12 protein-coding genes and 2 pseudogenes are annotated in these 13,578 nt (G+C 57.1%); 7 read left to right on the top strand and 7 right to left on the bottom strand.

Annotated elements, in window-relative coordinates; genetic code table 11:
* Positions 1-23: 23 nt before the first annotated feature.
* From HNQ92_RS17640 to uvrB, 6 genes and pseudogenes are all read right to left on the bottom strand, one after another.
* Entirely contained in the window at positions 24-260 is a 237-nt protein-coding gene (locus tag HNQ92_RS17640) for a Txe/YoeB family addiction module toxin (protein WP_184175589.1), read from the bottom strand.
* Positions 236-379: pseudogene (locus HNQ92_RS29200) on the bottom strand (DUF2683 family protein); the annotation flags it as partial. The gene HNQ92_RS17640 and the pseudogene HNQ92_RS29200, both read right to left, overlap by 25 nt.
* Positions 380-511: 132 nt before the next feature.
* A pseudogene (locus HNQ92_RS17645) lies at positions 512-649 on the bottom strand (UvrB/UvrC motif-containing protein); the annotation flags it as partial.
* Between the two features lie 43 nt (positions 650-692).
* Entirely contained in the window at positions 693-1,010 is a 318-nt protein-coding gene (locus HNQ92_RS17650) for a XisI protein (protein ID WP_184175593.1), read from the bottom strand.
* Positions 998-1,414 (bottom strand): XisH family protein, encoded by a 417-nt coding sequence (locus tag HNQ92_RS17655; protein WP_184175595.1) that lies wholly within the window; start codon positions 1,412-1,414, stop codon positions 998-1,000. Before HNQ92_RS17655 ends, HNQ92_RS17650 begins: the two co-directional genes overlap by 13 nt.
* A gap of 114 nt (positions 1,415-1,528) precedes the next feature.
* Positions 1,529-3,547 (bottom strand): excinuclease ABC subunit UvrB, encoded by a 2,019-nt coding sequence (gene uvrB / locus HNQ92_RS17660; RefSeq protein ID WP_184175597.1) that lies wholly within the window; start codon positions 3,545-3,547, stop codon positions 1,529-1,531.
* 286 nt (positions 3,548-3,833) lie between these two features.
* Here uvrB and HNQ92_RS17665 point away from each other — a divergent pair, with 286 nt between their 5' ends.
* The 7 genes from HNQ92_RS17665 (at position 3,834) to HNQ92_RS17695 (ending at position 12,701) form a co-directional block, all read left to right on the top strand.
* Positions 3,834-4,853 carry a glycosyltransferase family 4 protein gene (locus HNQ92_RS17665; protein WP_184175599.1) on the top strand — a complete coding sequence of 340 codons (1,020 nt, stop codon included), beginning with the start codon at positions 3,834-3,836 and terminating at the stop codon, positions 4,851-4,853.
* Between the two features lie 132 nt (positions 4,854-4,985).
* Positions 4,986-5,903, top strand: coding sequence for a TIGR01777 family oxidoreductase (locus HNQ92_RS17670; RefSeq protein WP_184175601.1), 918 nt, complete (start codon positions 4,986-4,988; stop codon positions 5,901-5,903).
* A gap of 210 nt (positions 5,904-6,113) precedes the next feature.
* Positions 6,114-8,066: a polysaccharide biosynthesis protein gene (locus HNQ92_RS17675; RefSeq protein ID WP_184175603.1), complete on the top strand. Its 1,953-nt coding sequence runs from the start codon at positions 6,114-6,116 to the stop codon at positions 8,064-8,066.
* A 142-nt stretch (positions 8,067-8,208) separates the two neighbouring features.
* Positions 8,209-9,417 (top strand): acetyl-CoA C-acetyltransferase, encoded by a 1,209-nt coding sequence (locus HNQ92_RS17680; protein WP_184175605.1) that lies wholly within the window; start codon positions 8,209-8,211, stop codon positions 9,415-9,417.
* A gap of 78 nt (positions 9,418-9,495) precedes the next feature.
* Positions 9,496-11,637: a 3-hydroxyacyl-CoA dehydrogenase NAD-binding domain-containing protein gene (locus HNQ92_RS17685; RefSeq protein WP_184175607.1), complete on the top strand. Its 2,142-nt coding sequence runs from the start codon at positions 9,496-9,498 to the stop codon at positions 11,635-11,637.
* 78 nt (positions 11,638-11,715) lie between these two features.
* On the top strand, positions 11,716-12,132 hold the full coding sequence (locus tag HNQ92_RS17690) for a DUF4345 domain-containing protein (RefSeq protein WP_184175609.1): 417 nt from the start codon (positions 11,716-11,718) through the stop codon (positions 12,130-12,132).
* Positions 12,133-12,137: 5 nt separating this feature from the next.
* Positions 12,138-12,701, top strand: coding sequence for a DinB family protein (locus tag HNQ92_RS17695; RefSeq protein ID WP_184175610.1), 564 nt, complete (start codon positions 12,138-12,140; stop codon positions 12,699-12,701).
* A 9-nt stretch (positions 12,702-12,710) separates the two neighbouring features.
* On the opposite strand, the gene HNQ92_RS17700 is transcribed toward HNQ92_RS17695, so the two are convergent.
* Positions 12,711-13,568, bottom strand: coding sequence for a prephenate dehydrogenase (locus HNQ92_RS17700; RefSeq protein ID WP_184175612.1), 858 nt, complete (start codon positions 13,566-13,568; stop codon positions 12,711-12,713).
* Positions 13,569-13,578: the final 10 nt, after the last annotated feature.

A 13,578-nucleotide genomic window follows, 5' to 3' on the forward strand; every position in this document is an offset into this window, starting at 1 on the left:
TTGAGAGAAAAAATCGTAACTACTTATTCTTCTATTCCGTATATGATTCGGTGCTCCTGATTAGTTCTTCTCGAAAAACTTCCCGTCAGGCCGTGTTTCAACCTTTCGGGCTTGCCAATTCCTGACTCTGGATGCTCGTGAATCGATTCCAGAATCTTTTCTATGCGGGTAAGTACCCCTTTCTGACCCGAAGCGTGCCAGTACTTTAAATGTTGGATGTACGTAGGGGTTAGCTTTATTTCGTACTTAGCAGCTCCCATACACTAGTCCCTTCTTCGAGGGTGACCGTTTTTTCCTCCTTAGCCTCTTGGTGGCTTTTTTTCACCATCTCCACAAACTCAGGGTCGTAGGCTGACTCAGACTGTGCTTCCTCAAAAGGTACCTCAAAGCTTTCCTAAACGGGCCACCGCATGTTCCTGATGCGTCCGTCCATACGCTGATTATTAAACAACTAATAAGGCAGGTACTAGCTACTTCTTCCCAAGAATATCGAATTCTTCCCACTTATGCACTACCCCACCTCCTTCACGCGCTCTTTGAGCCGCAGCAGCTCATCGCGGTAGCGGGCGGCTTGCAGGAAGTCCAGGTCCTTGGCGGCGGCTTCCATTTTGCGCTGGGTTTCGGCGATGAGCTTTTGCAGCCATGTTTTGTACCAACTGGTCGGCCGAGATGTAGATTTTTTTGGGTTAAACTCAAGCTACCGCAAAATCACTCATCTTTCGGTAAAAAGGCGACCGGAAGCCTAGTACAATCTGATCTCGGGGAATTCCGCGTTTCACCAGTTCATCGGCTACAGCAAGGTCGGTACCATCGTGCTGTATCCATACCTTGCCATCCTTTTTTACTTCAATGTGCAGGTAGCAGCCATACTGCCGTCGGTCTTCGTCCCAGTGTATGCTGTAAATCAGGAAATGCTGTTTTTGCGGGTCGTGAATAAGTTGGCCTTGCTCCTCGGGGGCGTAGGCGGCTACCTCCTTCATGTAGTCCGATACGATTGCTAGATTATCCATTTCAGTATTTCTTCCGTTTTTTCGTCAAAAACAATGATTTGTACTTGGTACAACTGCCATATCTTGCGGATGGCCGTTTCTTCAAAAAAGTCTTCAAAAATTTGCTTGCCCACCGCCAAAAACAATTGCCGATCTGCTTCGTAATCTTTCAAAACTGCCTTGTAAAAGAGGTACTCACCCAAAGCTTCGCGAAAAGCCACCAGGTCAGACTTCCCACCAAACGATTTGATCTCCACCGCAATTTTATGAGCGTCCTTCTCAGCAATCAAAATTTTCTCAGCCGCCAAATCCACGTAGCTGCGCTCTTTGCCTAAGGGTAGAAAATACGGGTCGTGCATAATTTCCCAACCATCCTTGATCAGCGCATTCTTAACAAAATCATGGACGAAATCTTTGGCGGGCATAGGGTAATTGTTCAGGCCGAGTCGGACTCGAAATAAATGATAATTAGGTAGTGATTTTAACAAAAACGAAACATAACCAAAGAATTTCCCACTCCCAACACGCGCCAGCAAAACCTACCCCACCTCCTTCACCCGCTCTTTGAGCTGCAGCAGCTCGTCGCGGTAGCGGGCGGCTTGCAGGAAGTCCAGGTCCTTGGCGGCGGCTTCCATTTTGCGCTGGGTTTCGGCAATGAGCTTTTGTAAATCGCTTTTGCCCATGTACTGTACCACCGGGTCGGCGGCTACGCGTACCTCGTCCGGCTCCACGTACATTTTCCGGGCTTTGGAATCGGCCACGGTTGTTTGCTCCATGATGGCCTGCTTCGACTTCAAAATGGTGCGTGGCGTAATGCCGTGGGCCTCGTTGTAGGCCAACTGAATGCTCCGGCGGCGGTTGGTTTCGTCGATGGCCTTTTGCATGGAGCCCGTGATGCGGTCGGCGTACATAAGTACCTTGCCCTTGTCGTTCCGGGCGGCACGGCCAATGGTCTGGATCAGCGAGCGGATGTCGCGCAGGAAGCCTTCCTTGTCGGCGTCCATGATCGCCACCAGCGATACTTCGGGTAGGTCGAGGCCCTCGCGGAGTAGGTTCACGCCCACCAGCACGTCAAATACCCCCAGCCGCAGCTCCCGCAGGATCTCCACGCGGTCCAGCGTTTTCACCTCCGAGTGAATGTAGCGGCCTTTGACGCCCACGCGGTCGAGGTACTTGCTGAGCTCCTCGGCCATGCGCTTGGTGAGCGTCGTCACCAGTACCCGCTCGCCGCGCTTCACCCGAATGTCAATTTCATCGAGCAGGTCGTCGATTTGGTTCAGGCTGGGCCGTACGTCAATCTCGGGGTCCAGCAGGCCCGTAGGCCGGATGATCTGCTCCACCACCACGCCGTCGGTGCGCCGCAGCTCGTAGTCGGCGGGGGTAGCGCTCACGTAGATCGCCTGCGGGCTCAGGTCTTCAAACTCCTGAAAGGTCAGCGGGCGGTTGTCCATGGCCGAAGGCAGCCGGAAGCCGTAGTCCACCAGAGCTTCCTTGCGCGAGCGGTCGCCGCCCCACATGGCCCGGATCTGCGGCATGGTGGCGTGGCTTTCGTCCACCACCAGCAGGTAGTCTTCGGGAAAATAGTCGAGCAGGCAGAAGGGCCGCTGGCCCGGCAGGCGGCGGTCAAAGTACCTTGAGTAGTTCTCAATGCCCGAGCAGTAACCAAGTTCCCGCATCATTTCGAGGTCAAACTCGGTGCGTTCCTTGATCCGCTCCGCTTCCAGCAGCCGTCCTTCCGACGCAAAGTACCTGATCTGTGCCACCAGGTCACGCTGGATCTCCTCGATGGAGCGCATCAGCACGTCCCGGCCCGTCACGAAGAGGTTGGCTGGGAAGATAGCGATCATGCGTTCGCTGGATATTTTTTTGCCGTTCGTGGGGTTGATCCGCTGGATCTCCTCAATTTCGTCCCCAAAGAAAATAACGCGGTAGGCAAAGTCGGCGTAGCCGGGGTAGATGTCCACTGTATCGCCTTTAACCCGGAAAGTACCCCGGCTAAATTCGGCCTCGGTACGGCTGTACAGAATCTCCACCAGTCGGAACAAAAACTGGTTGCGGCTGGTAATCTCACCCACGCCTACCCGCAAAATGCTCTTTTTGTACTCCTGCGGATTACCCGCTCCGTAGATGCACGACACCGACGCCACCACCAGCACATCACGCCGCCCACTCATGAGCGACGACACTGTGGCCAGCCGCAACTTGTCGATCTCCTCGTTGATGGCCAGGTCTTTTTCAATGTAGGTATTGGTGGTGGCAATAAACGCCTCGGGCTGGTAGTAATCGTAGTAGCTGATGAAGTACTCAACGGCGTTGTTGGGAAAAAACTGCTTAAACTCGCCGTAGAGCTGCGCGGCCAGGGTTTTGTTGTGACTCAGCACCAGCGTGGGGCGGTTGACCTGCGCCACCACGTTGGCTACGGTGAAGGTCTTGCCGGAGCCCGTCACGCCCAGGAGCGTTTGGGCGGGCTCGCCTTCGTGGAGGCCTTTTACTAATTTTTCAATGGCCTGGGGCTGATCGCCGGTAGGCTGGTAGTCGGAGATAAGTTCGAAGTTCATTGCGCTTTCAGCAGAAGAATACCTTGGATAACAATCCGCCCAGCCCAAATAGTTCGGGTACCCAAGGGCCGTTGGTATCATTTAGCAAGATACGAAAAGAAGTTCTTCGGGAACGATTTTAGTACCAGAAAAACCCTGGTGCCAAAGTACCTTCCTTCGGGTTGAAAGTACCTTGAAACCACCCTATCACAAGTACCTACAGGTACCTCTCCGGCAAGGTTGGCGCGGCGCGTTGGCTTTGCTTTTTTGTGAAGGTACCTACCCAACCACATTTAGTTATTTACGTATGAAAATTGCGATACTAGCCCCCATTGCCTGGCGCACGCCGCCGCGCCAGTACGGTCCCTGGGAGCAGGTAGCCTCCAACGTTGCCGAAGGCCTCGTGGCGCGCGGCCTGGAGGTGACGCTCTTTGCCACGGCCGACTCGCTCACCCAAGGTACCCTGAAGTACAGCAGCCCGTGCGGCTATGCCGAAGACTCCTCCCTGGACCCCAAGGTAGAAGAGTGCCTGCACATCAGCCACCTGATGGAGCAGGCCAGCCAGTTCGACCTCATCCATAATCACTTCGACTTCCTGCCGCTGACCTACTCGCGGCTCATCCGCACGCCGATGATCACGACGATCCACGGGTTTTCGTCGCCCCGGATTGTGCCCGTTTACAAAAAATACAACGAAAGTACCTCCTACGTTTCCATCAGTAACTCTGACCGCCACCCGGAGCTCAGGTACCTGACCACGGTCTACAACGGCATCAATCCCGCGGAGTTTACCTTTCAGGCCCAGCCGCAGGACTACCTGCTGTTTTTTGGGCGCATCCACCCCGAGAAAGGTACCTACGAAGCCATCCAGATCGCCAAAGCGGCCAAGCGCCCGCTCATCATTTCAGGCCTGGTGCAGGATCAAAGGTACTTTGAGGAAAAAGTACAGCCCTACCTCGACGACGACCAGGTACTTTACGTGGGCAATGCCGGCCCCGCCCAGCGGGACAAGCTGCTGCGCAACGCCTACGCGCTGCTACACCCCATTAGCTTTGAAGAGCCCTTCGGACTGAGCGTGGCCGAAGCCATGTTTTGCGGAACGCCCGTCATCGCTTTCCGCCGGGGCTCCATGCCGGAGCTGATCCAACACGAAAAAACGGGCTTTCTGGTAGAAACTACCCACGAAGCGGCTGAGGCCGTGGAACGCATCGCGACGTTGGACCGGCAGGCCTGCCGCACCTGGGCGTCATCCCAGTTTAGCGTAGACAAGATGGTCGACGGGTACCTGAAGGCTTACGAAGCAGTTTTAGACCAGGTACCTGGCTAAGGTACTTGCTTTTCTCACGAGCAGGTACCTGGATGCACTTCAGCCGAGGTACCTTACAAGGTGCGATTTGCCCGGATAACCTTTTGGACGCTTTGGTAGTTAATGAGTCTACACATGCACACCGCTTGCGCTATGGCCAAAAAGGTACTGATTACGGGAGGAACAGGAGTTATTGGGCGACGGCTTACGGAGTTATTATTGGAGAAAGGCTACGACGTAGCTTACCTGAGTCGTAGCCAAAAAACCTACCCCAACGTGCGCGTGTATCGGTGGGAGGTAGAAAAAGGGTACCTGGAAGAAGGCGCCCTGGAAAACCTGGATTACCTCATTCACCTGGCGGGCGCGGGCGTGGCCGACCAGCGCTGGACCGACGAGCGCAAAAAAGAAATTATACGCAGCCGCACGGACACCATCGCGCTGGTAGCCCACAAAATGGCCGAGACCCGGCAGTTCCCCCAAGCTTTTGTTTCTTCTTCGGCCATCGGCTACTACGGTGCCGACACCGGCGACCTCCGGCAAACGGAACAGTCACCGCCGGGCCGCGACTTCCTGGCCGACGTGACCGTACAGTGGGAGGCCGCCGCCGACCGCGTGCAGGCGCTGGGAATACGTACCGTCAAAATCCGGACCGGCGTGGTACTGAGCGCCAAAGGCGGCGCGCTACCCCGCATAGCCGCCCCGGCCCGTTGGGGGTTGGGCGCACCGCTGGGTTCGGGTAAGCAATGGATGTCGTGGATTCACGTTGACGACCTCTGCCGGATGTACCTCGAAGCGCTTGAAAAAGAAAGCTGGGAGGGTACTTACAACGGCGTGGCTCCCCAGCCCGCCACCAACGCCGAGCTGACGCGCACCATCTGCAAGGTACTTGGAAAGCCGCAGTGGGCTCCCAAAGTACCCGCTTTTGCTTTGAAGGCCGCCTTTGGCGAAATGGCCCAGGCCGTACTAGGTAGTAGTTTTGTGCAAAGTACCCGCCTGGGTAGTCAGCCTTACTTTGCCTACCAGTACCCGGCCCTGCAACCCGCCCTGGAGAATTTATTATTAGAATCGTGATACGAAATAAACCGAATAGTAAATAAACAGCTATGGAGCCGTCCTTTTTAAAAATCTGACGTAAGGGGTAAAAGATAGTTACTACATCTTTACTATCTTTGATTTCGGCTTACACGACACACTAAGTATTCAACCAAGCCATAACTTCGTTGTACTCTCATCCCCGCCGTGATTGTGATGCAGAACCAGCAACCAGGTTAACCGACACATATGATTGAAAGATTCTTTAAAAGCGTGCTGGATAGTTACCACCACCGCTTTGTATCTCGCCGACTCATTCTTTCCATCGACTTAGCCATAGTCACTTTTTCTTTTCTAACGGCTTGCATCCTTCGCTTTAATTTCGATGTCACCGACATACACTGGGGCGTATATCGCTGGTACCTGCTATTTATAGTGGCTACGCGCTGGGTATCTTTTTTAAGCTTTCGTTCTTACCACGGCATCGTGCGGCACACCAGCCTGGAAGACATGCTCCTGATTTTCCAGACCGTCACGGCCGGTAGCCTGGCGGCCGGTTTTATTTCCACGCTGGCGGCCGTTGTATGGGACAATACCCTTCTCTACCTTCCGGTTTCGGTGCTGCTCATCGACTACTTCATCTGTTTGTTTTTGATGATCGCCAGTCGTTTTTTCGTCAAGTCCATCTACCTGGATATTGCCAACATGAACCGTCAGCATTCGTACCAGGACGTTGTGATCTTTGGGGCGGGCTCACTGGGTATTCTTACCAAAAACGCGCTGCTGCACGAACCCCAGAAAACGCACCAAATCCTTTGCTTCATCGACGACAACCCTACCCTCACGCACAAGTCGGTGGAGGGCGTGCGGGTGTATAGCCTGGAAGAAGCCTTTGAGAAATTTTTTCAGGACGAAGCGGCGTACCCCGAGGTAGTGCTGGCGATTCAGCATATCGCTCCAAGCCGGAAGAAATTTATTCTTGAATATTTCTTGCAAAGAAACATCGTGGTGAAAGTGGTACCTTCGGCCAACGAGTGGCTCAATGGTACCCTGAGCAGCGGACAAATCCGGAAAATCCGCATCGAAGACCTCCTGGAGCGCGACCCCATCCAGCTCAACAACGAGTCCATTGGCCAGCAGATCAGCGGCAAAACGGTCCTGGTCACGGGCGCGGCGGGTTCCATCGGCAGCGAGATCGTCCGGCAGCTGATTCGGTACAACCCTACCCGGCTGCTCATGCTGGATCAGTCCGAGTCGGGCCTTTACGACCTGGAATTCGAGATTCGGCAAAACCATACCATCACGTTCGAGCTACTACCGCTGGTCGCCAACATCACCGACGAGGTTCGGATGCAGCGGATCTTCAGCGAGCAGCAACCCCAGCTGGTTTTCCACGCGGCGGCCTACAAGCACGTACCGCTGATGGAACGGTTCCCCTACGAAGCCATCAAGGCCAACGTGTTCGGCACCAAACTCCTGGCGGACCTGTCGGCTACCTACGACGTAGAGAAATTTGTGCTCGTCTCCACCGACAAGGCCGTAAACCCCACCAACGTCATGGGTGCCACCAAGCGGCTCGCCGAAGTATACGTGCAGAGCCTGAACGAACGGCTGAGCGGAGGTACCCGTTTCATCATTACGCGCTTTGGCAACGTACTGGGTTCCAACGGCTCGGTGGTACCTTTGTTCAAAAAACAGATCCAGGCCGGCGGCCCGCTCACCGTCACCCACCCGGACGTGATCCGCTACTTCATGACCATCCCCGAAGCCTGCCAGCTGGTGCTGGAAGCCGGTGCCATGGGCCAGGGCGGGGAGGTGTTTGTGTTCGACATGGGTGAGCCGATCCGGATCGAGGACCTGGCCCGGCGCATGATCCAGCTCTCGGGCTTCACGGCGGGCCGCGACATCCAGATCGAGTACTCGGGCCTGCGCCCCGGCGAGAAGCTGTACGAAGAGCTCCTGAACGACAGCGAGCAAAACCTAGGTACCCACCACCCCAAGATCCTCATCGCGCGCCTCAAGTCCGTTCCTTTCAGCGAGCTCAGCCTTGTCATGAACGATCTGCGTAAATCCCTCCTCAAGGGCGATTCCGACCAGATGGTAGCGCTCCTCAAAGCCATTATCCCGGAGTACATCAGCAACAATTCGGAGTTTGAAAAGCTGGATCATGCAGAAGAAAACGTCAAGAATTCGCTAAATTGATCTTGCTGCCCTCCCTCCTACCCCTACCCACCGCCGGGTAGTCAGGTACCTCTTTGGCCGCTCTTGTGATTGTGGGGAATACTCCCTTTCTTTGTGTATTAGTATGCTTGCATACTTTTAACCTACTCCTATTTAACCCAACATGACCGAAGCCCTTATTTACGACGCCGTTCGGACGCCCCGGGGCCGGGGCAAAGCCGACGGCGCCCTGCACGAAGTACCCCCGCTGCGGCTGCTCACCACGGTACTCGAACAGCTCCGCGATCGAAACCAGCTCGACACCACCTACCTCGACGACGTACTCATGGGCTGCGTAACGCCCCTGGGCGAGCAGGGAGCCGACATAGCCCGCACGGCGGTGCTGGCCGCGGGCTACGCCGAGTCGGTGGCGGGTGTGCAGCTAAACCGCTTCTGCTCGTCGGGCCTGGAGGCCATCAACATGGCCGCGGCCTACCTGCGGGCGGGCCAGACGGACCTGGTCATTGCCGGGGGCGTGGAGTCGATGTCGCGCGTGGCGATGGGCTCCGACGGCGGCGCGCTCTTCATGGACCCGGCTATGGTGGCCGCACACAACATTGTGCCGCAGGGTATCTCCGCCGACCTGATCGCGACCAGGTACGGGTACTCCCGCGCCGAGCTCGACGCCCTGGCCGCCGAGTCGTACCGCCGGGCCGAAATCGCCCAGCGAGAAAATCGCTTCGCGAAGTCGCTGGTATCCGTCTATGATGCCTTAGGTACTTTGCTGCTCGGGCACGACGAAGGCGTGCGCCCCGGCACCACCGCCGAATCCCTCGGCAAGCTCAAGCCCGCTTTTGAGGCGCTGGGCCAGCAGGGCCTCGACGCCCTGGCGCTCATGAAGTACCCCGAGCTCAGCCGCATCGAGCACGTACACCACGCCGGTAACTCGTCGCAGATCGCCGACGGCGCCGCCGGACTCCTCATGGGTACCCGCGCGGCGGGCGAGCGGCTGAGCCTGAAGCCCCGCGCCCGGATCAGAGCCACGGCGGTAGTAGGTTCAGAGCCCACCATCATGCTCACCGGCCCCGTGCCCGCCGCCCAAAAGGTACTTCGCCGAGCGGGCCTGAGCATCCGTGATATCGATTTATGGGAAGTAAACGAAGCGTTTGCGGCCGTGCCCATGTACTTCATGGACGCGCTGGGGGTAGATCCGGCGGTGGTCAACGTCAACGGCGGGGGCATTGCGATGGGCCACCCGCTGGGTGCTACGGGGGCCATCCTTACCGCCACGCTCCTCGACGAGCTCGAACGCCGCGACAAAACCCTGGGCCTGGTGACGCTCTGCATTGGCGGCGGCATGGGCATTGCGACCATTATTGAGCGGGTCAACTAGGTACTTGGCCGCGCCCATTCGCGGTACCCCAAGTACCCCTAAAGTACCTTTTGTTTTTACGAAAAAAGAAAGCTAAAAATGGCTATTGACTATACCCTGCAAGAAGGCGTGGCGATCCTGCGCTGGAACCTGACCACCTCCCCCATGAACGTCCTCAACGACGACTCCATTCCGGTGTTTGTGGAAGCGCTGCAACGGGCTTACGACGATGAAGCCGTGAACGGCATTATCATCACCTCGGCCAAGCCGGAGTTTGTGGTGGGGGCCGACCTGAAAATGATTCTGCGCAACCAGGACCAGGACCCCGCCGAAATGCTGGAAGTCTCGGCCGGCCTCAACCGTATTTTCCGCCAGATGGAAACCTGCGGCAAGCCCATCGTGGCGGCCATCAACGGCACCGCGCTGGGCGGCGGCTACGAGATCTGCCTGGCGTGTCACCACCGCATTGCCCTGGATCACCCCAAAACCAGAATCGGCCTGCCCGAAGTGAAGCTCGGCCTGCTGCCCGGCGGTGGCGGTACCCAGCGCCTACCCCGGATGATCGGCTTACAGGCGGCCCTGCCGCTGATGCTGGAAGGCCGCGACGTAGGTACCTCCGAGGCGCTGGCACTGGGCCTGGTAGATGCGCTGGCCGCTACACCCGAGGAGCTTCTGCAAAAGGCCCACGACTGGATCAAAGCGCATCCGCAGCCCCTGCGGCCCTGGGATCAGCGGGATAAAAAATCCGGGCGGATCGTGGCCAAAGACCGCTTCCAGGTACCCGGCGGCGACGTACAAAGTGGCGCGGGCAGACAGGTATTTTCGGTAGGTACGGCTCAGGTAATGGAAAAAACCCGGGGCAACTACCCCGCCCCGCGGGCCATTCTGTCGTGCGTGTACGAAGGCTTGCAGGTGCCTATTGACCGCGGACTGGCCATCGAGGGGAGGTACTTTGTGCAGGTGGCGCGGTCCAAAGAAGCCGGTAACCTAATCCGTACGATGTTTCTGGGCCTTAACAAAGCCAACAAAGGAGCCAGTCGCCCGGCATCCGTCGAGAAAACCGACGTGCGTAAGCTGGGTATTCTGGGCGCAGGACTAATGGGCGCGGGCATTGCCTACGTTTCGGCCCAGGCGGGCATCGAGGTCGTTTTGAAAGATGTAAGTACCCAAGCCGCCGAGCAGGGCAAGGCCTACTCCCGGAAATTGCTCGAAAAACAAATGGCCAAAGGTACTTTATCGCCCGAAAAGGCCGAAAAGATCCTGGCGCTCATTCACCCCACCACCCAAACCACCGACCTGCAAGGCTGCGATCTAATCATCGAAGCCGTTTTTGAAAACCGGGCCCTCAAAGCCCAGGTAACCCAGGAAGCCGAGCCGATGCTGGCCGCGGGTGGCGTTTTTGGTTCCAATACCTCCACCCTACCCATCACGGGCCTGGCCGAGGCTTCGGCCCAGCCCGAAAATTTCATCGGTATCCATTTCTTTTCGCCCGTCGATAAAATGAACCTGGTGGAGATTATCGTGGGCAAAAGTACCTCCGACTACGCCCTGGCGGTGGCCGTTGATTACGTACGTAAGATCCGAAAAACGCCCATCGTCGTCAACGACGCGCGCGGCTTTTATACCTCGCGCAGCTTCATGACCTACGCCTCAGAAGGTATGGAGCTCCTACGGGAGGGCGTAGCACCTACCCTGATCGAAAACGCCGGGAAACTAGCCGGAATGCCCGTCGGTCCGCTGGCCGTGACCGACGAGGTGGCGCTGGATTTGGTGTATAAAATCGCGCAACAGGCCCTTCAGGACGGCGCTAGTACCGAAGCCGACACCAGCTACCAGCTCAGCAAGCAATTGGTGGAGCTTAATCGACTGGGCCGAAAAAATGGAGCCGGTTTTTATGAGTACCCCGCCGAGGGCAAAAAGTACCTTTGGCCCGGCCTGGCCGAGCTTTTTCCGGTGGCAGCCTCGCAACCGTCGCTGGACGAAGTGAAGCAGCGCCTGCTCTATCGCCAGGCGCTGGAGGCCGTGCGCTGCTACGAGGAGGGCGTCATCCGTACGCCCCTCGACGCCGACCTGGGCTCCATCCTGGGCTGGGGGTTTCCGGCCTACACGGGCGGGGCACTGTCGTTTGTGGAGTACCTAGGTACTTCCGCCTTTGTGCAGCAGGCCAACGCCCTGGCCGACCGCCACGGCGAGCGCTTCCGGCCCACCGAGGGGCTGCGGAAGCAGGCCGCAGGACAGTAGGAAATCTTGGTATTTACCAACATTCGTTTGGGCAGCTTCGGCCACCTTTGTGGGGTACTTTAAAACCTAAGAATCTCCATGAAAAAGAACCGAATGATTTCCGTAGCCTCCCAGGGTTTTATGCTGCTGTCGGCAGTAAGTTTGTTGTCGGTCAGTGCGATGGCCTTTTTTGATCCCCAGTCCGTCATGGATCTGGTGCAGGTGCAACTCCTCAACGCCGACGCCTATAGCTCCATCCGGGGGGTGTACGGCGGGGTGGGCCTGACGCTGAGCATCAGCCTGATCTACCTGCTGCGCACCGACGTACCCAAGGGGCTGGCTTTCCTAAGTATGCTGTGGGGATTTTACGCCTTGTCGCGCCTCATTACCAGCCAGGTAGAAGGGCCGCTAGGTACTTTTGGCACGCAGTGGCTGGTCATCGAGTCGCTGTTTTGCGGCATTGCCGTGTCGCTTTTGTTTTTGAACAAAAAGGTACTTTCATTCCAGAAAGCGTAAGCGTCATGGCAGGCATCAACCAACAAACGTTGCTAGACTCGCTCGAAGAGCAGGTAGAGCGACACCTGCAGGAAGCCGTGCGGGTATTCCAGAACCTCCCCGAAAGTACCCTGCTGCGGCCCGCGTCCGACGGCGGCTGGAGCATTGCTCAGTGCCTGGACCACCTCAACAGCTACGGCCACTACTACCTTCCGCAGCTCGAAAAGGGATTAGCCCAAAGTACCTCTCCCGGGGGTACTTTTAAAGGTACCTGGCTGGGCAGGTACTTTACCCGCATGATGGACCCGCAAACGGGTACCCGCAAATACAAGGCTTTTAAAGACTATACGCCCGAACGGGCCCTGGATGCTTCGGCCGTGGTGGCGGAGTTTATCCGGCAGCAGGAAGTACTACTCAGGTACCTTGCCCGCGCCCGCACCGCCGATCTGAACGCCGTCCGGATTCCGGTTTCTATTTTTCGTTGGGTACGGCTGAAGCTGGGCGACGTGCTGCAATTCCTCATGGCCCACAACGAGCGGCACCTACAGCAGGCGCTTCGGCACCTCAGGCCGGTCGTTCAGGTACCTTGAAGTACCTTTTTATTTTTTTTCGATCCCGGCCAGGATACGGCCAATGTCGTTGGCCTTTTGCATGAAGTCGAGGCTGGTGTCGAGGTCTTCGCTGTCGATGGCTTCTTTGAATTTTTTGAGGAGCTTGATGTAGTCGCCCAGGGCGCGGGAAACGTTCTTTTTGTTTTGGTCAAAAATGGGCGCCCACATCTGCGGGGAGCTTTTGGCGAGCCGCACCGTGGAAGAAAAACCCGTGCTGGCCATGTCGAAGATCGCCTTTTCGTCTTTTTCTTTTTCAAGTACCGTCAGACCCAGCGCAAAGGAGCTGATGTGGCTCAGGTGCGAGACGTACGCCAGGTGCAGGTCGTGCTCGGTGGGGGTCATGTAGTGGACCTTCATGCCGATGTCGTGCAGGAAAGCCTCCACCAGCGCCAGCGAGTCGGGGTGGCTCTTCTCGGAGTCGCAGATAATGACGTTTTTGGTGGGGAGCAATTCTTTGAAAGCCGCCCCCGGCCCCGAGTGCTCGGTACCGGCCATGGGGTGTACGGCCACAAACTGCCCACGGCGCGGGTGTGCATCGGCGATTTCGCAGATGAGCCCCTTGGTCGAGCCCAGGTCCATGACGGTGCGGCCCGCGGGGAGTTGGTCCAGCATCTGGGGCAGAAGCTGCATGATGATGTCGACGGGCGTAGCCAGTACGTTAAGCTCGGCCACTTGCAGGGCTTCCTCCAGCGGCAGGATCTCGTCCACAATGCCCATCGCCAGGGCGATCTTCTGGTTAACCGGCGACTTATCGACGCCCACAAACTCCAGGTGGGGGTACTTTTCGCGCAACGCCAGCGCAAACGAGCCGCCTAGCAAACCCACCCCAATGATGCTAACTTTCATGCTTCGATGA

Origin of the sequence: Rhabdobacter roseus, from assembly GCF_014202275.1 — a bacterium.
GTDB classification, from domain to species: Bacteria; Bacteroidota; Bacteroidia; order Cytophagales; family Spirosomataceae; genus Rhabdobacter; species Rhabdobacter roseus.